We start from the raw sequence: 20,769 nt of genomic DNA, 5'->3' as shown, positions 1-20,769 counted from the left end.
TTCTGGATTCCGGGCTCGCCTGCGGCGCCCCGGAATGACATGTGGTGCCGGGGATCATCCGCATCCCGCCTTTCATCAAAGGGTCACGCCCATGTCCGATCGACCGCAGGGGATTCCCGACGCCGTGTGCGCGGGCCGGCCCACGGTCTGGCGCAATCCGCACCTGCGGCGGGCCGCCGAGGTCCTGCCGGGCCTCGCCTATGGCCTCGCCGAGGTTCGCGACGCGGAGGCGCGCTGGCGCCGGTTCGATCCGCTGCTGGCGGCCCTGTTCCCCGAGCTGGAGACCGGACGGATCGATTCACCGCTGCTGCCGCTGGCCCCGGAGGTCGCATCCCATGTCCGCGGCGGCGACGGTCCGGCGATCTGGGTCAAGGCCGACCACGACCTGCCGGTGACGGGCTGCATCAAGGCGCGCGGCGGCGTCTACGAGGTGCTGGTCACCGCCGAGCGCCTGGCGCTCGCGCAGGGCTGGCTGCAGGACGGCGAATCCTATGCGCGTCTGGCCGAGGCGGAGATCCGGTCGGCCTTCGGGGCCTACACCGTCGCGGTGGGCAGCACCGGCAATCTCGGGTTCAGCGTCGGGGTGATGGCGCGCGCCCTCGGCTTCCAGGTCGAGGTCCACATGTCCCACGATGCCAAGGCCTGGAAGAAGCAGCGCCTGCGCGACCTCGGCGCCCGGGTGGTGGAGCATGCCGGCGATTACGGCAGCGCGGTCGCGGCGGCGCGGGACGCCTTCGCGGGCCGGGCGGATGCGCATTTCGTCGACGACGAGAGCTCGGTCGACCTGTTCCTCGGCTATGCCGCCGCGGCGTTCGACCTGCAGCGCCAGCTGGCGGCGGCCGGGATCCAGGTCGATGCCGCGCATCCCCTGGTGGTCTACCTGCCCTGCGGCGTCGGCGGCGCGCCGGGGGGCGTCACCCTGGGGCTGAAGCACCTGTTCGGCGATGCCGTTCACTGCGTCTTCGTCGAGCCCGTCGCCGCGCCGTGCATGCTGGTGCAGCTCGCCGCCGGGCTCGACCGGCCGGTCAGCGTCTACGACATCGGCCTCGACAACCGCACCGCCGCCGACGGCCTCGCGGTGTCGAGCGCCTCGCTCCTCGTCGCCGGCACGGTCGGCCCGCTCATCGCGGGTGTCGTCACGGTGGCGGACGAGGCGCTGTTCGCCGGAATGCGCGACCTCTGGGAGCGGGCGGCCCTGCGCCTCGAACCCTCGGCCGCCGCCGCCTTCGCGGCCGTCCGCCCGACCCTGGCGGCCATGCCGGTGCTGCGCGGGGCCACCCAGGTGGTGTGGACCACCGGCGGAGCGCTCCTGCCCGAGGCGGAATTCCAGAAGGCGCTCGCGGCCGCGGCGTGAGGGGTTTCGGATTCCGCGTGGGGGGCTCCGCCGTCCTCGCGCCCTCCGCTCGCAGCACCGGGTCATCCCCGGGGCCGCGCCGCGGAATCCGGGATCCGGATCCGTCGGTGATGCCGGAGTCGACGCCGTCGGCGGTTCCGGATGGCACGCCGCTGGCGCGCGCCTCCCGGGTCCGGGCTCGCCTGCGGCGCCCCGGAATCACGGGGTGGGTCTTACGGGGATCGACCCGGCTGCACCGTATCGGGAGGCGGCAGAGGCGGCGCCACCGCTCCCGCGCCGCCCGCCCGCGAACACTCGCCCGCATAGGCGTTCAGGATCGCCAGGAGCAGGCCGGGGAAGCGGGAATCCACCTCCGCCCAGCGCGCGTGGTTGCGCATCTCGACGCCGCGGCGCTCGCTGCGGATCAGGCCGGCTTCGCGCAGCACCTTGAAGTGGTTGGAGAGGGAGGATTTCGGAATCACCCGCTCGCCGACCGCCGAGAGCGTGGAGCAGGCCTCCACGCAGCCCGCGCGCACGATGTTGGCGAAGATCGCGGCCCGATCGGGGTCGGCCAGCGCGTGCAGGATCGCACGTGGCTGCAGGTCATCGAGGGCGGGGTGGAACAGCGGTCTCATGTTTTCGACATATGGGGCCTTGACCCACACTTCGGTAGTTCCGAACTTCCGAACTATGGGACGCAGGGTGCCGATCGGCGCCCGCCCATGTCGGAAGGGTACACGGATGTCGAAGCTTCAGGGCAAGGTCGCGGTCGTGACGGGCGCATCGAAGGGGATCGGCGCGGGAATCGCCAAGGCGCTGGCGCGGGACGGCGCGGCGGTGGTGGTCAACTACGCCTCGAGCCAGGCGGGGGCGGACGCCGTGGTCTCGGCGATCACCGCCGAAGGGGGCCGGGCGATCGCGGTCCGGGCGGACGTCTCCAAGACGGCGGAGGCGCAGGCCCTGATCGAGGCGGCGGTCGCGCAGTACGGGCGCCTCGACGTGCTGGTCAACAATTCCGGCGTCTACGAATTCGCCGCGATCGAGGAGGTCACGGAGGCGCATTACCACCGGCTCTTCGACGTCAACGTGCTCGGTGTCCTGCTCGCCTCCCAGGCGGCGGCCAAGCACCTCGGTGAGGGCGGGAGCATCGTCAACATCTCCTCGGCCATAACCCATGTCAGCACGCCGGCCGCCGCGGTCTATAGCGGCACCAAGGGCGCCGTGAACGCGATTGCGGGGGTGCTCGCCAACGAACTCGCGCCGCGCCGCATCCGCGTCAACACGGTCAGCCCGGGCTACGTGACGACCGAGGGCACGCAGAGCGCCGGCATCGCCGGCTCGGAGATGGAGGCCGGGTTCATCGCCCAGACGCCGCTCGGCCGCGCCGGCCTCCCGGGCGACATCGCCGACGTCGTCGCCTTCCTCGCCTCGGACGAGGCCCGCTGGCTCACCGGCGAGAACATCACGGCCAGCGGCGGCATCCGCTGAGGCGCCGCGCCGGCCTCGCGCGAGGCCGGCGCCGTCACAGACCCGGCGGCACCCAGATCGGCAGGGCGGCGGCGTCGACGGCGCGGGGCAGCAGGCCCTCGGTGCGGAAGGCGTCCGCGATGGTCTGCTGCTCGGCGAGGGCGGCACGCGTCACCGGCTCGACCTGGTAGCTGCGCCGGGCATTCGCCTGCCGGACGATGGCGGGGTCGAGCTTCCACAGGGCGCCGAGGCGGGCGGCGGCGGCCTCCGGGTCGGCCTTCACCCAGGCCCCCGTCTCGCGCAGCTTGCCGAACAGGAGCGCGAGCACGTCGGCGCGCCGCGTCGCGTAGTCGGCGCCGGCGAGGTAATAGCGCTTGTACTGGGACAGGCCGGTGCCGTCGCGCAAGGTACGGGCGCCGGTCTGCTGCTCGGCCGCCGACAGGAACGGATCCCAGGCGACCCAGGCCTCGACGCTGCCGCTGGCGAGCGCCGCGCGCCCGTCCGACGGCGTGAGGTAGGCCGGGCTGATCGCCTTGAACGGCAGTTTCTCGGCCGCGAGGGCGGCCAGGAGCAGGTAGTGGCTGCCGGCTCCCTTGGTGACCGCGACCTTGCGGCCCTTCAGGTCGGCCACCGACCGGATCGGCGAATCGGCGGCGACCAGGATCGCCTGCGCGCTCGGCGAGGGGGCCTCCTGCGCGATGTAGGCGATCCGCGCCTGGGCCGCCTGGGCGAAGATCGGCACGGTATCGGCGACATCCGCCGAGACGTCGATCTGGCCGGCATTGAGCGCTTCCATGATCGGCAGGCCGCTGGTGAACTCGTGCCACGAGACGGTGACGTCGAGCGGGGCCAGGGCCTTCTCCAGGGCGCCATCCTCTTTGAGGAGGGCGATCAGCGTCGAGGATTTCTGGAAGCCGATGCGGAGCCTGTCCGCATCGGCCGCGCGGCCGGCGCCGGGCGCGAGGGCGAGGAGGCTGAGCGCGGCGGCGGCGCGCAGCGCGTGGCGGCGATGGATCATGGCGTCTCTTCAGGTTTCGGGATGCTTGTGGATCGGATCGACCCAGTGGACGGTCTCGGGCCGCTCGACGGGCTCGACATCGGTGATGTTGACCACCACCGCCTCGTTGTCGGAGCGCACCAGGACGCAGTTCAGGGGCTGGTCCGGGTCGGCGTTGATCTCCTGGTGCGGCACGTAGGGCGGCACGAAGATGAAATCGCCGGGGCCGGCCTCGGCGACGTATTCGAGCTTGACGCCCCAGCGCATCCGGGCGCGGCCCGAGACCACGTAGATCACGCTCTCCAGGGCGCCGTGGTGGTGGACGCCGGTCTTGGCGTCGGGGGCGATCGCCACGGTGCCGGCCCAGATCTTCTGGGCGCCGACCCGGGCATGGTTGATCGCCGCCTGCCGGAACATGCCCGGCGTCTGGGCGGTGTTGGCGTCGAGCCTGTCGCCCGGGATCACCCGCACGCCGTCGTGCTTCCAGCGCTCGGCCGGCGATTCGTGCGCCGGGTCGTCGTGATGGTGGTGATCGCCGTGATCGTGGTCATGGTCGTGGTCGCCGTGCATGGCTCGCCTCTCGCGCTGGGGGTCGCGGCTCATCGTACCGCAGCGGCGGCCGGTTCGAAGCTGCGATCGAGGATCGCCTCCGCCTTCGGCGCCCGGGCCTGCGGAATCAGCCCGGAGCGGACGTAGAGGTCGATGTTGCGCTGCTCGTCGGCGACGACCGCCTCGTCGATCGGCACGGCCCGGTACTGGGCGCGGGAGAACCAGCGCAGGGGCACCGCCTCGGGCAGGCCGATGAGCCTCGACCAGACGGCGGCGTAGGGGGCGGGGTCCTTCAGGGCCCAGTCGCGGGCGGCGACGAGGCGCCGGCCGAAATCGGCGAGCTGCGCCCGCTTGGTCCTCAGGGCGGCGTCGCTCGCCACCGCGAAGCTCAGGCCCGGGGTGATGCCGTTGCCGTCCCGGACCACCCGGGCGAGGCCGGCGAGCTCGGCGGTGGAGGTGTAGGGCTCCCAGGTCGCCCAGGCATCGACGCTGCCGCTGGCGAGCGCGATCTTGGCATCCGCCGGCGGCAGGAAGCGCAGGGTCACGGCGCTCGCCGGCAGGCCCGCCTCTTCGAGAGCCGCGAGCACGACCTGATGGCCGATGGAGCCGCGGTTGGTGGCGATGCTTTTCCCCTTCAGCTCGGCCACGGACCGGATCGGCGACTCCTTCGCCACCAGGATGGCGAGTCCGTCCTGTCGGTTGCGGAAGGCCAGGAACGCCTTCACCGGCACCCCGGCCGCGGCCGCGAAGGTGAAGGGTGCGTCGCCCACCCCGCCGGCATCGATCGCCCCGGCATTCAGCGCCTCCAGCAGCGGCGCCGCGGCGGGAAACTCGCTCCAGTCGAGGCGGTAGGGCAGGTCGGCCAGCACGCCGGCCGCCTCCATCAGCGCGCGGGCGTTGCCGCGCTGGTCGCCGACGCGCAGGACCGCGTCGTCGGCGCGGGCGAGCCCCGTCAGGGCGAGGAGCGCGAGGGCCGCGAGGACGCGCCGCATCACGCCGCCTCCGCCCGGGCGCCGCGCCGGGCGAGCAGCGCGCGGAAGGCCGGGATCAGGTCGCGGCCATACGCGAGGGCGTCCTCGAGCGGGTCGAAGCCGCGGATCAGGAAGGTGCGCACCCCGAGGTCGTGATAGGCGAGCAGCGCCTCGGCGACCTGCTCGGGCGTGCCCACGAGGGCGGTGGAATTGCCCGACGCGCCGGTCTCCCGCGCGATGGCGGTGTAGAGCCGGGTGTCGAGGCGGTTGCCCTGCGCCGCCGCCGCCAGCAGCCGGCGCGAGCCCTCGTTCTGCGGGGCTGCCGCCGGGCCGAGCCCCTGCGCGGCGCGGGTGGCGCGGGTCCGGGCCAGGATGTCCTCCGCCCGCGCCCAGGCGGCTTCCTCGGTCGCCGCCAGGATCGGTCGGAACGACAGGCTGAAGCGCGGAGAGCGCCCGTGCGGAGCGGCGGCGGCGCGGACCTTCGCGACGGCCTCGCGCACCTGGTCCAGGCTCTCGCCCCAGAGGGCGTAGGTGTCGGCATGGCGGCCCGCCACCGCGATGGCGGCCGGTGAGGCGCCGCCGAAATAGACCGGGATGCCGCGCGGATCGACCGGCTTCACCTCGGAGAAGCCGCGCTCGACCCGGTAATGCGCGCCCGCGAAGTCGAAGGGTCTCGCGGCGGTCCAGGCCTGGCGGGCGATGGTGAGGAACTCGTCGGTGCGGGCGTAGCGCTGGTCCTTGGTCAGGTGGTCGCCGTCCTGGGCCAGTTCGCGGTCGTCGCCGCCGCTGATCGCGTGGATGGCGACGCGCCCGCCGGTGAGCTGGTCGAGGGTCGCGAACTGGCGCGCGGCCACGGTCGGGGCGGTGAAGCCCGTGCGGTGGGCGATCATCAGGCCGATGCGCTCGGTCACCGCCGCGATCTGCGCCGAAAGCAGGATCGCGTCGGGCGCGGTGGCGTAGAACGCCACCAGGATGCGGTCGAACCCGCCCCATTCATGCGCCTGGGCGAGGAGACGCAGGTAGTCCCGGTCGATGGCCGGGCCATCGGGCGCGTGGATCTCGGATTGGTGGCGCGGGGCGGCGAAGCCGATGAACTCGACGGCGTCAGGATCGAGGAAGCTCATGGAATCTCCTTGCGGCGTTGAGCGGAGGCGAGGGTCAGACAGAGAGCGCGGCCCGGCCGGCGGCCGTGCGCACGGCATCGCCCTGGGGCCAGTGGATGCGCCCGCACAGGACGTCGCGCAGGTGGCGCTCCAGCGGGTTGGCGCGAGACAGGCCGGGATTGCCGGAGAGTTCCACCGCCCGCTGCACCACCGCGATGGCGTTCTCGGTCACGGTGAGCTTGAGGAAGCCGGATTCCTGCGGCGCGGGCGTGGGACCGCGATCCGCCTCTTGCGCGACCGCGCAGATCAGGCGGGCGTTGACCGCCAGGAGCCGCGCGTTCTCGCCGACCGCCTCCTGGAAGCGGGGGAGGGCGGCGAGGCTGTCGCCGAGGCTCGCCGGACGGCGCGCGGTGGCGAAGGCGACGAGCCAGTCCTGCGCCGCCCGCGCGACGCCATCGTAGAGGGCGGCGATCAGGACCGCGTTCCAGGCCTGCTGATCCGGATCGGGCGCCCGCCAGCCCTCCGGCGCACGCAGGTCCACCGCGTGGTCGTGCGGCACCCGGACATCCTCGAGGATCACGTCGTGGCTGCCGCTGGCGCGCAGGCCGAGATGGTCCCAGCTCTCGACCACGCGGACGCCCGGCGCGTCCATGGGCACCAGGATGTTGCCGATGCGCGGGGCGGCGTCCTCGGTGCGGGCGAAGACGAGCCCGTAGGCGAGGGCGGGGCTGCCGGTGGAGTAGATCTTGCGGCCCGTCACCCGCCAGCCGTCGGCGGTCGCCCGCGCCACCGTCGCGGGGATGCCGCCGCGCGCCGGCGTTCCGAGATCCGGCTCGACCCGCAGGGCGTTGATCAGGGCGCCTTCCGCGACGGCGGCCCGCCCGACCCGGTCCGCGAGGCCGGTGGGCCACGATCGGGCGCGGGCGATCAGCGCCTGCTGGATGAGGTGCATCGCCAGCACCAGGGCCGTCGACGGATCGCCCTGCGCGAGGGCACCGATCGTCGCCGCGGCCCGTTCGAGGCCGGCCCCGGCGCCGCCCAGCCGCTCCGGCACGGTCAGGCCGAGGAGCCCGGCCGTCCGCAGGTCGGCGATGTTCCCGTGCGCGAAACGCCCGGTGCGGTCGAAGTCTCCGGCCCGCGCGGCGAAGCGCGCGGCGAGGCCGGCGACGAACGCGGGCGGAGTGGAAACGGACGGCATCGGGCGGGCTTGTGCTCTCGACGTTTCGGGGGCCGCCGGCAGCGGGATCTCGGCGACCCGTTCGACGGGCCGTGCGACCGCGCCATCGTCCCGGTCCCGCCGCCGTGAGTCAACGAGAACGTTCGTTTTTCAGAACACGCATTCGGAGGAGAGCTATTCAAGAAACCGGAATGAGCGAGAAGATCGCATTCATCGAGGCTGTTTCGCCGATGAATAGTCCGTCTAGCGCCGCGACAGCTTGCGCAGCCCCGTGCCGATTTCGCCGCTTGTTCTCTAAAAAGAACGTTCGTATGAGCCGGGCAGGGACGCGACGCTGCGGGAGCCATGACCATGATTTCGACCTCCCGGACGCTGCCCGTCGCGGTCATCGGCGGCGGCTTCAGCGGCATGATGGCGGCGGAGCAGCTGCTGCGCACCCTGCCGCCCGACCGCGCCGTGGTGCTCTGCGAGCGGGGCCATGCCTTCGGGCTCGGGCTGGCCTATTCGACCCTCAACCCGGACCATCTCCTCAACCTGCGGGCGACGCAGATGAGCGCCGACCCCGAGCATCCCGGGGCCTTCTCGGACTGGCTCATGCGGGCCGAACTCGATCCCACCGAGCGGAGAGGCCTGCGCGAGACCGAGGCCGGCACCTTCGCGTCGCGGGGCCTGTACGGCCGCTATCTCTCCGAGCGCTGGGCGCGGCTGGCGGACGCGGCCGGCGACCGGCTCGTCGCGGACAGGACCGCGATCGTCGACGTGGAGCCGGTGCCGGAGGGCTTCGTCCTGCACGGGGAGGGCGTTCCGCCCCGGCGGGTCGCCGGCCTGGTCCTGGCCATGGGCAACCTGCCCGGGCCCGCGATCGCACCGAGCCGGCACCGGCTCGATCCGTGGCGCCCGGAGGCGTTCGGCGCCCTGGATCCGGGGCGCGACGTGCTGGTGGCCGGCACCGGCCTGACCATGATGGATTCGGTGGCGGCCCTGCGTCGCGAGGGCTTCGCCGGCCGGGTCGTGGCGGTGTCCCGCCGGGGGCTGCTGCCGAAGCCCCACGCCGCCGTCCCGGTGGGCCGGCGCGCCGACCTTACCCCCGAGATCCGCGCCTCGGCGCGACAGCTCTTCGCCGCCGTCCGGCGCGAGGTCGCGGCGGCCCGGGAGGCCGGCGCCGACTGGCGCGGGGTCATCGACGCCCTGCGCCCGATCACCGACTCTCTCTGGGCCGGGCTGCCGCCGGCCGAGCAGGCCCGGATCCTGCGCCACGTCCGCCCCTACTGGGACGTGCACCGCCACCGCACGGCGCCCCCGGCGGCGGAGGCCATCGCGGCCGAGATCCGGCGCGGAAGCCTCGTCGTCCGGGCGGCGCGCATCCTCGCCGTCGACGACGCGCCGGACCGGGCGCTGGTGACGATCCGCCCGCGCGGCACCGACGGCCGCGAGCGGATCGAGGTCCAGGGCATCCTCGACGCCACCGGCTTCAGCCGGCTCGCCGAGACCGACGACCCACTGATCCGCAACCTGCTGGCCCGCGGCCTCGTCCGGCCCGGTCCGTTCGGCCTCGGGATCGCGGCCGGCCCCGACGGCAAGGTCGCCGGCCAGCCGGTCGACGCCCCGGTCTGGGCCTTCGGGCCGATGCTGCGCGGCGTGGTCTGGGAATGCATCGCCGTGCCGGACATCCGCGATGCGGCCCGCCCCCTCGCCCGGGCGGTGGCCGAGCGCCTCGGCGAACGCCTGGCCGCCTGAGCCTTTCGTCGAATCGCCCGACGGCGCGATGCGGCTCTCCGTTCCGGCAGATCTTTGGAAGCACATTCCCGTTTCGCGCGGCTATTCTCAAGACGATCGGCGCTCCAAACACGCCGCCGACCAGAGACGATCCGATGACCCAGCCGATTCACCAGTCCCGCCGCCCCGCCCTCTGTTGCCGCTGCAAAGACGCCGACGCGACGGGGAGAGACAGACATCTCGGCAGGGACGATCACCATGAGCTTTCACACCACAACCTTTGAGCCGGCCGGGCCGGTAAGCCCCGCGCTCCTGCTCGGATCGCGCGAAGCCCGGCGCAGCTACGGCCGGGCCGCCGTCGCCGCGGCGATCGAGAACGGGCTCCTGCCGGACGAACTCTCCGAGCTCCTGGCCGGGCGCCGGGTCGTCGAGGCCTTTCCGGTCGCCTGGCGCGAGAGCGAATCGGACTACGCCGAGCGGGCCGTCGCCGAGATGATGGTGGCCTACCTGAGCCAGCCCATCGGCTGACGCCTCCCACCCCCGGACCGACCTGACCGACCGACCTGCCGACCAACCTGACGGATCGGGCTCCCGCGAGCCTCGGAGACGACGATGACGTATGCCCTCCTGTCCCGGCGCCGCCTCCTGCGCGCCGGCGCTTCGGTCGCGGCGGCCCTTCCCTTGGGCCTCGCCTCCGGCGCGGGGCGCGCCTGGGGACCCGGCCCCGGCCTGCCCTTCGATGCGGGGCCGCTCTGCCGGGCCGCGGCCGAGACCGGCGCCGCGACCGGGCCGCTGCGGCCGGTCAAGCTGGCCTGGAACGCCAACGCGATCTGCACGGCCTCCGCGCCGGTCGCCAAGGAGAGCGGGATCTTCGCCGCGCACGGCCTCGACGTGGAATTCATCAATTTCGGCGGCTCGACCGAGGCGCTGCTGGAGGCCATCGCCACGGGGAAGGCCGATGCCGGCATCGGCATGGCCCTGCGCTGGCTCAAGCCCCTGGAGCAGGGCTTCGACGTGAAGATCACCGCCGGCCTGCATGGCGGCTGCCTGCGCCTGCTCGGCGCCAAATCCGCCGGCATCAGCGACATCGCCTCCCTGAAGGGCAAGACCATCGCGATCAGCGATCACGCGAGCCCGGCCAAGAACTTCTTCGCGCTGCTGCTGGCCGATGCCGGGATCGACCCGGAGCGCGAGGTCGAGTGGCGGCCCTACCCCTCCGATCTCCTCAACCTCGCGGTGGAGAAGGGCGAGGCCCAGGCGCTGGCCGATTCCGACCCGCGCACCTGGATCTGGCTCAAGGATTCCCGCCTGACGGAGGTCGCGACCAACCTGACCGGGATCTACGCCAACCGCTCCTGCTGCGTCGTCGCCCTGCGCGGCAGCCTGATCCGCAACGACCGGGCCGTCGCCACTGCGCTCACCCGCGCGGTGCTGGCCGGCGGCCATCGGGTCCACGGCGATCCGGAGGAGGCCGCCCGCGTCTTCTCGAACTACGGCGGCAAGGGCTCCGTGGACGACCTGGCGGCGATGCTGCGCAGCCACACCCACGGCCATGCCCCGGTGGGCGCCACGCTGAAGCAGGAGATCGCCCTCTACGGCGACGAGCTGAAGCGCGTGAACGTCCTGCGCCGCAGCACGGACACGGCGAAGTTCGCCGATCGCGTCTATGCCGACGTGCTGAGCTGAGGGGCGCGACCATGACGAGCGCCCTCTCGAACGCCCTGCCGCGACGCGACCGCGCCGGGCCGGCCGCCGGCCGGGCCGCCGCGACGAATCCGCCCCGGCCGCGCATCGGCGATGCGGCCGCGGGCCTGCGCCGCACCGGCGCGATCGGCTGGAGCCTGGTCGCCGCGGGAGCCGCCTGGCTGAGCGTCGCGGCGGTCAGCGTCGGGCTGCCCGAGGACGGGGATTTCCCCTACACGGCGGTCTTCGCCCAGGGCGCCGCGGCCTTCGGCGGCGTCCTGCTCCTGGCCGGTCTCGCCCGGACCCGGCTCGGGCGCCCCGGCGCACGCCTCGGGCATTGGGGGCCCTGGCTCCTCGTGCTCGGCCTCGGCTTGATCGCCTGGGAACTCGTCACCGCGAAATACGCCCTCCTGCCGATGCCGTTCTTCCCGCCGCCCCAGGCCATCCTCGAAGTCTTCCTTGAGGATTGGCCGAAGCTCGGCGGGAGCATCCTGGCTTCCCTGAAGCTCCTGGCGGGGGGCTACGTGCTCGGGGCGCTGGCGGGCTTCGGCCTCGGCGTCGCCGTGGGATGGTCGCGCAAGGCCGGCTACTGGGTGCATCCCGTCCTGCGCTTCGTCGGCCCTCTGCCGGCCACCGCCTGGCTGCCCCTGGCCTTCTTCGTGTTTTCCTCGTCCTGGTCGGCCTCGACCTTCCTGGTGGCGCTCGCCACGGGCTTTCCCGTCACGGTGCTGACCTGGTCGGGGATCGCGGCGGCCAACAGATCCTACTACGACGTCGCCCGCACCCTCGGGGCCTCGCAGAGCTTCCTCATCCGCAAGGTGGCGATCCCGGCGGCCCTGCCGCACGTCTTCGTCGGGCTGTTCATGGGGCTCGGCGCCTCCTTCGCCGTGCTGGTGGTGGCCGAGATGCTCGGCGTGAAGTCCGGCCTCGGCTGGTACCTGCAATGGGCGCAGGGCTGGGCGGCCTACGCCAACATGTACGCCGCGCTCATCGCCATGGCGCTGATGTGCTCCAGCCTGATCACCCTGCTGTTCCGCCTGCGCGACCGGGTGCTGTCCTGGCAGAAAGGCCTCGTCCAATGGTAGCCGCCCCACTCGCGCCCGCCACGCCCCGCGGCGCGGCGCTCGACATCCGCACCGTCTCCCACGCCTTCCGGATCAAGGGCGCGCCGCTGCCCGTCCTCGACCGGATCGACCTCACGATCGAACCCGGCGCGTTCGTCGCGCTGCTGGGACCCTCGGGCTGCGGGAAGTCGACCCTGCTGCGCCTCGCGGCCGGCCTCGAACCGCCCGATGCCGGGCGCCTCGACCTCGACGGCGCGGCCATCGCCGGCCCCGATCCGAGCCGGCTCCTCGTGTTCCAGGACCCGACGCTCTATCCCTGGCGGACGGTGCGCGGGAACGTGTCGCTCGGCCTCGAGGCGCGCGGCCTCCTGCGCCACAACCGCCACCGGGTCGACGCCGCGCTGGACCGCGTCGGCCTCTCGGGCTTCGCCGAAGCCTATCCGCACCAGCTCTCCGGCGGGATGGCCCAGCGCACCGCGCTGGCCCGGGCGCTCGTCAACGATCCGCGCCTGCTCCTCCTCGACGAGCCCCTGGGCAAGCTCGACGCCCTGACCCGCCTGACCCTGCAGGGCGAACTCGTCCGGCTCTGGCAGGAGACGGGCCTGACCGCCATCCTCGTCACCCACGACGTGGAGGAGGCGCTGGTGCTCGCCGAGCGGGTCATCGTCCTCAGCGACCGCCCGGCGCGCATCCGCGCCGACATCGCCAACGACGCCCCCTATCCGCGCCACCGGGACGACCCGGACCTGATCCGCCGACGCCGGGAGATCCTGGCGATCCTCGGGCACGACGCCTAGGACGGGTCGCCGGGCTCAGGCGGGGCGGGCCTGCGGGCACGGGTGTGCAGCAGGTTCAGGATCAGCGCCGTCCAGCCCGTCTGGTGCGAGGCGCCGAGGCCGCGGCCGGTGTCGCCGTCGAAGAACTCGTGGAAGAGCAACGCCTCCTCGGCGCCGGGCGCCGGCGGGATCGGCGGGCGGTCGCCGAAGATCGGCCGGCGGCCTTCCGCGTCCTTGGCGAAGAGGGCAATCAGCCGGTCCTCCAGGGCGTCCGCGATGGCGGACAGCGTCAGGTGCTCGCCGGAGCCGGTGGGATATTCCACCAGGAAGTCGTCGCCGTAATAGGTGTGGAAGCGGCGCAGGGCCTCGATGATGAGGTAGTTCATCGGCATCCAGACCGGTCCGCGCCAGTTCGAGTTGCCGCCGAACATGTTCGAGGTGGAATCGGCCGGGTCGTAGCGCACGGTGAAGGAGGCCCCGAACTCGTTCAGCGCATAGGGCTGGTCCCGGTGCGCCTTCGAGAGGGAGCGGATGCCGTGGGCCGAGAGAAACTCGGCCTCGTCGAGCATCCGGCGCAGCAGCGCCTTCATCCGGTGGCCGCGCAGCAGCGACAGCAGCTTGCGGTCCTGCACGCCGCCCTCGTCCCAGCGCGAGACCAGGCGGGCGAGGTGGGGGCGGTTCTCCAGGATCCAGTTCAGGCGCCGGGCGAAATCTGGCAGGCGCTGGAGCACCCAGGGCTCGATCACCTCGACGGCGAAGAGCGGCACCAGGCCGACCACCGAGCGGACCCGCAGGGGCAGCATGCCGCCGCCGGGAATGTCGACCTCGTCGTAGTAGAACTCGTCCTCCTCGTCCCAGAGGCCGAAGCCCTCGCCGCCCATGTCGGTCATCGCCTCGGCGATGAGGAGGAAGTGCTCGAAGAACTTCGAGGCGGTGCTCTCGTAGACGTCGTTGTGGAGCGCCAGCTCCAGGGCGATGCGCATCATGTTGAGGGCGTACATCGCCATCCAGGCGGTGCCGTCGGCCTGGTGGATGCGGCCGAAGCCCGGCGGCGGGCGCGAGCGGTCGAACACCCCGACATTGTCGAGGCCGAGGAAGCCGCCCTGGAAGACGTTGCGGCCGTCCGCGTCCTTGCGGTTCACCCACCAGGTGAAGTTGATGAGGAGCTTGTGGAACACGCCCTCCAGGAAGGCGAGGTCGCCGCGCCCGCCGCGCCGGTCGCGGTCGATCTCGAAGACCCGGTAGGTCGCCCAGGCATGCACCGGCGGGTTGGCGTCGCCGAATTCCCATTCGTAGGCCGGGAGCTGGCCGTTCGGGTGCATGTACCATTCGCGGGTGAGGAGCAGGAGCTGCTTCTTGGCGAAGTCCGGGTCGAGCAGTGCCAGCGGCAGGCAGTGGAAGGCGAGGTCCCAGGCAGCGAACCAGGGATATTCCCACTTGTCCGGCATCGAGAGCACGTCGGCCGCCGCGAAGTGGCGCCAATGCACGTTGCGGCCGCCGTCGCGCTCCTTGGGCGGCACCGGCTGGAGCGGGTCGCCCTTGAGCCACTGGCGCACGTCGTAGGCATAGAGCTGCTTGGACCAGATCAGGCCGGCGGCGGCCTGCCGGTAGATGGCGCGGGAATCGGCATCCCCGATGCCGTCCTGCAGCGACTCGTAGAAGGCGTCGGCCTCCGCGATGCGGCGATGGACGATGGTGCCCTCGCGATCCACAGGGCGCAGGCGCGGACCGGCTGCGAGACGCAGGGAGACCCGGGTGGTCTCGCCCGGCTCCAGCTGGCGGAAGTAGTGCAGGCCGAGCTTGGTCCCGCCGTCGCGCCGCACGGCGCCGTCGTCGCCGTCCACGATCGCGGCGTGCAGGCCGTCCTTGAACGGGCCGGGGGCCTCGGGCTCCCAGCCGTGCAGGCGCAGGTTGGTGTCGTTCTCGCAGAACAGCGGGTCGGGATAGCCGTCGAAGCTGAGGCGGTAGAGCCCGAGGCGGGGATGGTCGCAGGCGATGCCGCCGTCGGCGCGCAGGGTGAGGGCGGGCCGGCGATGCGCAGCCTCCTCGGACCAGGACCAGGTGTTGCGGAACCAGAGCTGCGGGACGATGTGCAGGTCCGCCGTGTCGGGGCCGCGGTTCACCGCCGTGATGACCACGTGGATGTCGTCGACATCCTCCTTGGCGTATTCCACGGTGACGTCGAAGAAGCGGTTCTCGGCGAAGAGCCCGGTCTCCTCGATCTCGTATTCCGGCTGGTCGCGGCCGCGCCGCAGGCCCTCGCGCACGAGCTCGTCGTAGGGGTAGGCCCCCTGAGGATAGCGGTAGAGGAACTTGAGGTAGGCGTGGCTCGGGGTCGCGTCGAGGTAGTGGTAGACCTCCTTCACGTCCTCGCCGTGGTTGCCCTCCTCGTTGGCGAGGCCGAACAGGCGCTCCTTGAGGATGTGGTCGCGCCCGTTCCACAGGGCGAGGGCGAGGCACATCTGCCCGCGCTCGTCGCAGAGGCCGGCGAGCCCGTCCTCCCCCCAGCGATAGGCCCGCGAGCGCGCCTCGTCGTGCGGCAGCGAGCGCCAGGCATTGCCGTCCCGGCTGTAATCCTCCCGCACCGTGCCCCATTGGCGCTCGCTGAGATACGGCCCCCAGAGGGACCAGGGCCGCTCGCCGCGCCCCTGCTCGGCGATGCGGCGGCGCTCGGCCCAGCCGTCGAGCTCGCTCATGCCGGTCGCCCCGCCCCGCGCGCCGTCCCGGTCGCGGGCAGGGCAGGGCGGTCGACCGGATCGGCGGGGGAACGTGAGAGGAGGGCGATCATCGGGTCCGGGCAACTTCGGGCTGGGAGACGCCTGTGATGCATCATCAGCGCCAAGCCGACCAGGCGCGGCGCGAATTCGCATTCTCGCGCCGCGCGGATCACGCCGCGGCCGTCACCACAGCGTCTGCCGCGCCCGCTCGGCCCAGGCCGCGTCGTAGGCCTCGCCGCCGAGGCGCCCGTCGCTGAGCCCGGCGAGAATCCGGCCGGGGCTCGGCAGGGATCTGGGATCGACCTGGCTGTCCGGGCGCCACAGGCCCGAGCGGATCAGCGCGCGGGCGCATTGGAAATAGACCTCGCCCACCGAGATCACCATCGCGGTGCGCGGCGCCTTGCCGTCGACCGCGAACGATTCGAGCAGGGCCGGATCGTCCTCGATCACGGCCCAGCCGTTGACGCGCAGCGCATTGCCGATGCCGGGGATGAGGAACATCAGGCCGACCCGCGGATCGCGCACCACGTTGCGTAGGCTGTCGATCCGGTTGTTGCCGCGCCGGTCCGGCAGGACGAGGGTGCGGGGGTCGGCGACGCGGACGAACCCCGGGACATCGCCGCGCGGCGAGCAGTCCAGCCCCTCCGGGCCGACGGTCGCCAGGGCGACGAAGGGGGCGACTGCGATGAAGCGCCGGTAATCGGGGGTGATGTGATCGGCGACCTTGGCCGTCGAGGCCTCGCCGACGGCGCCGAAGGCTCCGTAGAGGCGCTCCAGCTCTTCGATCGTCGCGACGGCCGCCATGGTCCTTCTCCCTGTCGATCGGGTGCTCGGCAGATGCGGACGCCGCTGCCGAACCCGTTTGGATTCAGCCATGACGGAAGCCCGTGACGCCCCTGTGTCCGCCGCGCCACGGGCCGCCTTTGTCGGCCTCGGCGCCGGCACCGGAGGCGGTGCCCCGCGTTGCCCGCTCGCAGGCATGCGCAATCCCTGCCTGCACCCAAACACTGCCTGAACCAAAACCGACCTGCGCGAACCTTCGACCGGAGAGCCGTTCCCATGACCCTCAAGATTCTCGCCGCCGCCTCGGCTCTCGTCGTGGCCGGTTTCTCGGCCAGTCTCTCCACGGCCCAGGCGCAGGGTCTCGTCCAGGGCGCGCAGGAGGGCGCCGCCCGTGGCGAGATAGCGGCCGGGCCTCTCGGGGCGGTGGTGGGCGGCGCGATCGGCGCCGCCGTCGGCACGGCCAACGGCATTCTCGGTATCGACCGGCGCGAGCGCTTCCGGATCTATGCCAGCGCCGAGCGGCGCCCATCCTACGCCTATCCGGGCACCGTCCGGGTCGGCGCGGTGCTGCCGGAGGACGGGGTGGTCTACTACGACGTCCCCGCGGAATTCGCGCTCAAGGGCTACAACTACACCATCGTCAACGACCATCCGGTGCTGGTCGAGCCGGGAACCCGCCGCGTGGTCGAGGTCATCGACTGATCGCGCCGGATTCGAAGCCAGGTTCGAGCCGGGAGTCGGCCAAACGCCGCCCCTTCGCGTTATCGGGCATGGCCGCCCCCCCCGCGCGGCCCTGTTCGATGACGACAAGGATGCGAGAGCATGAGACAGATCGCACTGGCTGGGCTCACCGCCGCCGGACTCCTCTCCGGAGCGCTCCTGGGCTCCGCGGCCGCCCGGGCCGCCGATTATGGCTATGACGCCGACGATGCGCCCGAGACGGTGGTGACCCGCCGCACGGTGGTGGAACGGCACGTCCTCCTCCCGCCCCGCGAGATCGTCCGGGAGGTCGTCGTGGAGCGGCCGGCGCCGCGCCGCATCGTGCGCGAGGTGATCGAGGAGCCGCCGGTGGTCTATCGGCCTCGGCCCGTGGTCCGCGACGTGGTGGTGGAGCGCGAGGGCGTCTACGGCCCCCGCCGCTTCGGCCCGCGCCCGGTCGGCTACGGCTACGGACCGGCCTACGATCCTTACGACTGACCCGCCGCGCCGCCGGCCTCGCTCCGGCGGACAGGATGCTGGAACCTCTGCCGAACACGGATCCGGCACTGGGTTCAGGTCTCGCGGGGCTGGCGCTCGGCCGTGCGGACGATCAGCACGGCGAGACCGACCGCGACCGCATCCTCGGCGATCCCGCGCATGAGGCCGTCCGGCCTACGCGCGTCCGGTCCGCGGGCGGCGCGGCCAAGGAGGGTACTGGCCACGGCGCCGCCTTCCGGCCGGAGAGCGCCCCCCGCCCACGGCGTCGATCGCGAGCCGAGCCGCGAAGAAGGGCGGAATCCGGTGGCCGGGGGCAAAGGCATCTTGTCCCCGGCCATCCCGGCCAGCGCTGCGGCATTTGCCAGGGTCCGCCCTTGACGGAATGGCCGCTCCGCCGCAGCGGCCCAACTCAGGGCGGCGCAGGCTGTCAAGCTGCGCATTCCGGCGACGAACCGGATGCCGAACGCCGCCTCGTCGCTCCGCCCCATCTTCGACCCGCCGTCCTGATCAGCCCACTCCCTGCGGCAGGGCACCGGGATGGGTCCGTGTTTAGCGCCCGGCACCAGAGGGGTCCGGGCACCATCCGACCCGGCGGGATCGTTCAGCGCATTCGATTTGCCGCGGGACCAGCCGCCGCGCCGCCGCGGAACGAAGACGTCGCGCGAACATCCCGAACCCAGGATCGACCGGTCTCCGGCCGGAGCGGCACGCCGCTGGAGATCGTCGACGCCAGCCGGCAGCATCCGCATCGCCACCATGGCCGAGCGTCGCGCCGCCACGCCCCCCTGGCGCCGGCACGCGTGAGACGGGGCAGGGGGGAACTGGCTGCGGGCGTCGCTCTCCCTTAAGCCTTCGCGGCCGGATCGGATGCAGGGAGACGACGGAATGAAGGTCGCCGTGATGGGGGCGGGGTCGGTCGGGTGCTATTACGGCGGGCTGCTGGCGCGCGCCGGGGCGACCGTCACCCTTATTGGACGGGCGGTCCATGTGGACGCGATCCAAGCGCGCGGCCTTCTCCTGGAGACCGCGACCGGTCGGCAAACCGTGTCCCTGCGAGCCACCACCGAGGCAGCGGGGGTGGCCGGCGCCGATCTGGTCCTGTTCTGCGTCAAGTCCGGCGACACCGAGACGGTCGGGCGGGCGATCGCCCCGTTCCTGGCGCCGGACGCGACGGTTCTGAGCTTCCAGAACGGGGTCGACAACCCGGAGCGGCTGCAGGCGGTGCTGGGCCGGCCGGTGGTCCCGGTGGCCGTCTACGTCGCCACCGGGATGCTGGGACCCGGCCACGTCCGGCATTATGGCCGCGGCGACGTGGTGATGGGGCCGTTCCCACGCAGCGAGGCGGTGGCCGCCCTGTTCGCCGCCGCCGGCATCCCGACGGAGGTCTCCGATCGCGCGCTCGACGCCCTCTGGGGCAAGCTGATCGTCAAATGCGCCTACAACGCCCTCTCGGCGATCACGCAACTTCCCTACGGCCGCCTGCTCGCCGTACCCGGCATCGATGCCGTGATGTCCGATCTCGTGGCCGAATGCGTCGCCGTCGCACAAGCCTCGGGCATCGCGGTCGCGCCGGACATCCTGGCCCAGGTCCTCGCCCTCGCGGCGACCATGCCGGACCAGATCTCCTCCACCGCCCAGGATCTGGCACGGGGCAGGCCCAGCGAGATCGCCTATCTCAACGGGTTCATCCTGCGAAGAGGCCACGCGGCCGGCCTCGCCACGCCGGTCAATCAGGCGCTGACCGCGCTGGTTCAGGCGGCCGAGGCGCGGGGCGCGCCCGGAGGACCGTGAGCCGCACCCGAACCCATCGGACCGGTCGCCGGCGCGGACGAGGGCAGGGCGGACCGGCTCAAGCCGCCGGGTAGTGCTCGCCCAGCACGCGGCGGGACAGTCCCTCGTCGAAGCTCAGAGCCTGGACCCGGAAGCGTCCCGCGAGGCTCGGGTCCTGCGCGGCGACCAGGCGGCTCGCGGCGGCATAGGCGATGGCGGAGATCTGCCGCACCCGCGTGGCGTCGCCGCGATCGACGAAGGCCAGGATCTCGTCGATGCTGGCCCCAAGCTCCCAGGCCGTGTTCGTGAGGCTGGCTCCGCTGACGGCGGCGGCGCAATGCGAGAAGTAGGTGACGGCCGGCGCGAAGATCTGCCGAGCCTTCGAGAGCAGCAGCAGAACGGTGGCCGCCCGCTGATTCTCAGTCAGATCGAGCCCGACGCTCGAGGCGACGCGCGCCCGTCCATACCGATCACTGAATCGACGTACCACCTCCTCGTCCTCCGTGCAGACCAGGATGTCGCCTCCCTGCATCGACGTGTCGATCTGTCGGAAGAACGCACTCAGGGGGGTGTAGCGCTGCAGGATCTGCGTCATCCCGTCGTTGACGAGATGCTCCAAGTCGCCGCGATTGACGACATCTAGAATGTCGCCCCGCCGGACATGAACCGCGGTGCAGGTCGGGAGGTCGATGCGCCTGCCGACGTTTGCGATGGCGTCGCGGACGGGCACGCTCCAGTTCACCGTCGACCATGCAGCGGCGAGAGCGCTGCCCATGTCGATCTCCGTAGCCATGAAGCCGAGCAGTGGCCCAGGGAAATCGTAGAGCAGGTCTTCGGACTCATCCAAGGCACTGCGTAGCTCATCGCGGCTCAGCCCGGAGAGCTCGTTCATGGAATGATACTAGCTTCGAAGCCTGACTTGCGTGGCCTCTTCACCCGTGAGGATTGCTCCGCGAAGACCGGGATCGGGGCCTGTGAACATCGACCGATCGGCAAAGATCTCGTGCAGAAAACGAGGGTGCATCAGCTCGTAAACGGTATAGAGGCTCGCGCCGCCCAGCGGCGACCAGATCACCTTCACGGGTAGGCGGAGATGTTGCGCCAGGATGCGGGCATACAGCGCCGAGAGCATCCGGGTGCCGAGGCCATCGCCGCGCGCCGTGTAGATTGCTTTCATTCGACGTCCATGAACTGAGAGGCGACGACCACGAAACCGAACCGCCCGGTCCAGGGAGCCGATCTCCGAAAGCCCATCGCACCCCGACACGGGTCGGAATACCGAAGACCCGCGACGATCGCCAGGACAGAAGCAACCGAGACAACAACCTCATGGTGTCGGCCGCCTAGCGGGAACCCGACACCGGGCGCGAATCTCGCCTAGCTGTTTGATCCCGCGGTGTGGTGATACGGTCGAGCACCATGTTGCGAGGGAAGCGCTATGGGCCAAATTCTTCATGGAAGCGCCA

The 20,769-nt window shown here is 72.1% G+C and carries 20 protein-coding genes and 1 pseudogene; 10 read left to right on the top strand and 11 right to left on the bottom strand.

Annotation, left to right across the window (positions count from 1 at the left end):
- The first annotated feature begins 91 nt into the window (after positions 1 to 91).
- A complete protein-coding gene (locus tag ACLBWX_RS02125; protein WP_447675458.1) occupies positions 92 to 1,354 on the top strand; it encodes a D-serine ammonia-lyase in 1,263 nt (420 codons plus the stop codon).
- 212 nt (positions 1,355 to 1,566) lie between these two features.
- On the opposite strand, the gene ACLBWX_RS02120 is transcribed toward ACLBWX_RS02125, so the two are convergent.
- Positions 1,567 to 1,968, bottom strand: a complete 402-nt coding sequence (locus tag ACLBWX_RS02120; protein WP_447675457.1) for an ArsR/SmtB family transcription factor — start codon at positions 1,966 to 1,968, stop codon at positions 1,567 to 1,569.
- 106 nt (positions 1,969 to 2,074) lie between these two features.
- Between ACLBWX_RS02120 and ACLBWX_RS02115 the strand changes: the two genes are divergently transcribed.
- The gene (locus tag ACLBWX_RS02115; RefSeq protein ID WP_447675456.1) at positions 2,075 to 2,821 is read left to right on the top strand and encodes a glucose 1-dehydrogenase; all 747 of its coding nucleotides are present in this window, start codon (positions 2,075 to 2,077) and stop codon (positions 2,819 to 2,821) included.
- A 34-nt stretch (positions 2,822 to 2,855) separates the two neighbouring features.
- Here ACLBWX_RS02115 and ACLBWX_RS02110 read toward each other — a convergent pair whose 3' ends face one another.
- The 5 genes from ACLBWX_RS02110 to ACLBWX_RS02090 are packed head-to-tail and all read right to left on the bottom strand — an operon-like array spanning position 2,856 to position 7,618.
- A complete protein-coding gene (locus ACLBWX_RS02110) occupies positions 2,856 to 3,818 on the bottom strand; it encodes an aliphatic sulfonate ABC transporter substrate-binding protein (RefSeq protein ID WP_447675455.1) in 963 nt (320 codons plus the stop codon).
- 9 nt (positions 3,819 to 3,827) lie between these two features.
- A complete protein-coding gene (locus ACLBWX_RS02105; RefSeq protein WP_447675454.1) occupies positions 3,828 to 4,367 on the bottom strand; it encodes a cupin domain-containing protein in 540 nt (179 codons plus the stop codon).
- A 29-nt stretch (positions 4,368 to 4,396) separates the two neighbouring features.
- Positions 4,397 to 5,338, bottom strand: coding sequence for an ABC transporter substrate-binding protein (locus tag ACLBWX_RS02100; protein ID WP_447675453.1), 942 nt, complete (start codon positions 5,336 to 5,338; stop codon positions 4,397 to 4,399).
- Entirely contained in the window at positions 5,338 to 6,441 is a 1,104-nt protein-coding gene (locus tag ACLBWX_RS02095; protein ID WP_447675452.1) for an LLM class flavin-dependent oxidoreductase, read from the bottom strand. Before ACLBWX_RS02095 ends, ACLBWX_RS02100 begins: the two co-directional genes overlap by 1 nt.
- 34 nt (positions 6,442 to 6,475) lie before the next feature.
- Positions 6,476 to 7,618 (bottom strand): acyl-CoA dehydrogenase family protein, encoded by a 1,143-nt coding sequence (locus ACLBWX_RS02090; protein WP_447675451.1) that lies wholly within the window; start codon positions 7,616 to 7,618, stop codon positions 6,476 to 6,478.
- Positions 7,619 to 7,948: 330 nt separating this feature from the next.
- Between ACLBWX_RS02090 and ACLBWX_RS02085 the strand changes: the two genes are divergently transcribed.
- The 5 genes from ACLBWX_RS02085 (at position 7,949) to ACLBWX_RS02065 (ending at position 12,857) form a co-directional block, all read left to right on the top strand.
- Positions 7,949 to 9,334: an FAD/NAD(P)-binding protein gene (locus ACLBWX_RS02085; protein WP_447675450.1), complete on the top strand. Its 1,386-nt coding sequence runs from the start codon at positions 7,949 to 7,951 to the stop codon at positions 9,332 to 9,334.
- 237 nt (positions 9,335 to 9,571) lie between these two features.
- Positions 9,572 to 9,841, top strand: a complete 270-nt coding sequence (locus tag ACLBWX_RS02080; protein WP_447675449.1) for a hypothetical protein — start codon at positions 9,572 to 9,574, stop codon at positions 9,839 to 9,841.
- 84 nt (positions 9,842 to 9,925) lie between these two features.
- On the top strand, positions 9,926 to 10,999 hold the full coding sequence (locus ACLBWX_RS02075) for an ABC transporter substrate-binding protein (RefSeq protein WP_447675448.1): 1,074 nt from the start codon (positions 9,926 to 9,928) through the stop codon (positions 10,997 to 10,999).
- Positions 11,000 to 11,010: 11 nt separating this feature from the next.
- Positions 11,011 to 12,081 (top strand): ABC transporter permease, encoded by a 1,071-nt coding sequence (locus ACLBWX_RS02070; protein ID WP_447675447.1) that lies wholly within the window; start codon positions 11,011 to 11,013, stop codon positions 12,079 to 12,081.
- Entirely contained in the window at positions 12,075 to 12,857 is a 783-nt protein-coding gene (locus tag ACLBWX_RS02065) for an ABC transporter ATP-binding protein (RefSeq protein WP_447675446.1), read from the top strand. Before ACLBWX_RS02070 ends, ACLBWX_RS02065 begins: the two co-directional genes overlap by 7 nt.
- Here ACLBWX_RS02065 and ACLBWX_RS02060 read toward each other — a convergent pair.
- On the bottom strand, positions 12,854 to 15,532 hold the full coding sequence (locus tag ACLBWX_RS02060; protein WP_447675445.1) for an MGH1-like glycoside hydrolase domain-containing protein: 2,679 nt from the start codon (positions 15,530 to 15,532) through the stop codon (positions 12,854 to 12,856). The genes ACLBWX_RS02065 and ACLBWX_RS02060 overlap by 4 nt on opposite strands.
- 204 nt (positions 15,533 to 15,736) lie before the next feature.
- Positions 15,737 to 16,357, bottom strand: coding sequence for a pyridoxamine 5'-phosphate oxidase family protein (locus ACLBWX_RS02055; RefSeq protein ID WP_447675444.1), 621 nt, complete (start codon positions 16,355 to 16,357; stop codon positions 15,737 to 15,739).
- A 255-nt stretch (positions 16,358 to 16,612) separates the two neighbouring features.
- On the opposite strand from ACLBWX_RS02055, the gene ACLBWX_RS02050 reads away from it, so the two are divergent.
- Together ACLBWX_RS02050 and ACLBWX_RS02045 are read left to right on the top strand one after the other, a co-directional pair.
- Complete coding sequence (locus ACLBWX_RS02050) at positions 16,613 to 17,038, top strand: DUF1236 domain-containing protein (protein WP_447675443.1); 426 nt, start codon at positions 16,613 to 16,615, stop codon at positions 17,036 to 17,038.
- 120 nt (positions 17,039 to 17,158) lie between these two features.
- Positions 17,159 to 17,533 carry a hypothetical protein gene (locus ACLBWX_RS02045; RefSeq protein ID WP_447675442.1) on the top strand — a complete coding sequence of 125 codons (375 nt, stop codon included), beginning with the start codon at positions 17,159 to 17,161 and terminating at the stop codon, positions 17,531 to 17,533.
- A 74-nt stretch (positions 17,534 to 17,607) separates the two neighbouring features.
- Here ACLBWX_RS02045 and ACLBWX_RS02040 read toward each other — a convergent pair.
- A pseudogene (locus tag ACLBWX_RS02040) lies at positions 17,608 to 18,021 on the bottom strand (hypothetical protein).
- Positions 18,022 to 18,418: 397 nt separating this feature from the next.
- Between ACLBWX_RS02040 and ACLBWX_RS02035 the strand changes: the two are divergent.
- Positions 18,419 to 19,324 (top strand): ketopantoate reductase family protein, encoded by a 906-nt coding sequence (locus tag ACLBWX_RS02035; RefSeq protein ID WP_447675441.1) that lies wholly within the window; start codon positions 18,419 to 18,421, stop codon positions 19,322 to 19,324.
- Positions 19,325 to 19,382: 58 nt separating this feature from the next.
- Here ACLBWX_RS02035 and ACLBWX_RS02030 read toward each other — a convergent pair whose 3' ends face one another.
- Positions 19,383 to 20,150 (bottom strand): hypothetical protein, encoded by a 768-nt coding sequence (locus ACLBWX_RS02030; protein WP_447675440.1) that lies wholly within the window; start codon positions 20,148 to 20,150, stop codon positions 19,383 to 19,385.
- Between the two features lie 54 nt (positions 20,151 to 20,204).
- Positions 20,205 to 20,480 (bottom strand): hypothetical protein, encoded by a 276-nt coding sequence (locus ACLBWX_RS02025; protein ID WP_447675439.1) that lies wholly within the window; start codon positions 20,478 to 20,480, stop codon positions 20,205 to 20,207.
- Between the last annotated feature and the right edge of the window lie 289 nt (positions 20,481 to 20,769).

It is taken from the genome of Methylobacterium sp. M6A4_1b, from assembly GCF_053345175.1.
The sequence above is the reverse complement of the archived record's forward strand: the minus strand, read 5'-3'. Positions and strand labels throughout refer to the sequence as shown.

Bases quoted from the DNA above. Each gene is read 5' to 3' on its own strand.
- ACLBWX_RS02070 (WP_447675447.1), top strand. From the start codon at position 11,011: ATGACGAGCGCCCTCTCGAACGCCCTGCCGCGACGCGACCGCGCCGGG.
- ACLBWX_RS02050 (WP_447675443.1), top strand. From the start codon at position 16,613: ATGACCCTCAAGATTCTCGCCGCCGCCTCGGCTCTCGTCGTGGCCGGT.
- ACLBWX_RS02045 (WP_447675442.1), top strand. From the start codon at position 17,159: ATGAGACAGATCGCACTGGCTGGGCTCACCGCCGCCGGACTCCTCTCC.
- ACLBWX_RS02100 (WP_447675453.1), bottom strand. From the start codon at position 5,338: ATGCGGCGCGTCCTCGCGGCCCTCGCGCTCCTCGCCCTGACGGGGCTC.
- ACLBWX_RS02120 (WP_447675457.1), bottom strand. From the start codon at position 1,968: ATGAGACCGCTGTTCCACCCCGCCCTCGATGACCTGCAGCCACGTGCG.
- ACLBWX_RS02085 (WP_447675450.1), top strand. From the start codon at position 7,949: ATGATTTCGACCTCCCGGACGCTGCCCGTCGCGGTCATCGGCGGCGGC.
- ACLBWX_RS02055 (WP_447675444.1), bottom strand. From the start codon at position 16,357: ATGGCGGCCGTCGCGACGATCGAAGAGCTGGAGCGCCTCTACGGAGCC.
- ACLBWX_RS02080 (WP_447675449.1), top strand. From the start codon at position 9,572: ATGAGCTTTCACACCACAACCTTTGAGCCGGCCGGGCCGGTAAGCCCC.
- ACLBWX_RS02095 (WP_447675452.1), bottom strand. From the start codon at position 6,441: ATGAGCTTCCTCGATCCTGACGCCGTCGAGTTCATCGGCTTCGCCGCC.
- ACLBWX_RS02105 (WP_447675454.1), bottom strand. From the start codon at position 4,367: ATGCACGGCGACCACGACCATGACCACGATCACGGCGATCACCACCAT.
- ACLBWX_RS02025 (WP_447675439.1), bottom strand. From the start codon at position 20,480: ATGAAAGCAATCTACACGGCGCGCGGCGATGGCCTCGGCACCCGGATG.
- ACLBWX_RS02115 (WP_447675456.1), top strand. From the start codon at position 2,075: ATGTCGAAGCTTCAGGGCAAGGTCGCGGTCGTGACGGGCGCATCGAAG.
- ACLBWX_RS02090 (WP_447675451.1), bottom strand. From the start codon at position 7,618: ATGCCGTCCGTTTCCACTCCGCCCGCGTTCGTCGCCGGCCTCGCCGCG.
- ACLBWX_RS02035 (WP_447675441.1), top strand. From the start codon at position 18,419: ATGAAGGTCGCCGTGATGGGGGCGGGGTCGGTCGGGTGCTATTACGGC.
- ACLBWX_RS02075 (WP_447675448.1), top strand. From the start codon at position 9,926: ATGACGTATGCCCTCCTGTCCCGGCGCCGCCTCCTGCGCGCCGGCGCT.
- ACLBWX_RS02065 (WP_447675446.1), top strand. From the start codon at position 12,075: ATGGTAGCCGCCCCACTCGCGCCCGCCACGCCCCGCGGCGCGGCGCTC.
- ACLBWX_RS02060 (WP_447675445.1), bottom strand. From the start codon at position 15,532: ATGAGCGAGCTCGACGGCTGGGCCGAGCGCCGCCGCATCGCCGAGCAG.
- ACLBWX_RS02125 (WP_447675458.1), top strand. From the start codon at position 92: ATGTCCGATCGACCGCAGGGGATTCCCGACGCCGTGTGCGCGGGCCGG.
- ACLBWX_RS02110 (WP_447675455.1), bottom strand. From the start codon at position 3,818: ATGATCCATCGCCGCCACGCGCTGCGCGCCGCCGCCGCGCTCAGCCTC.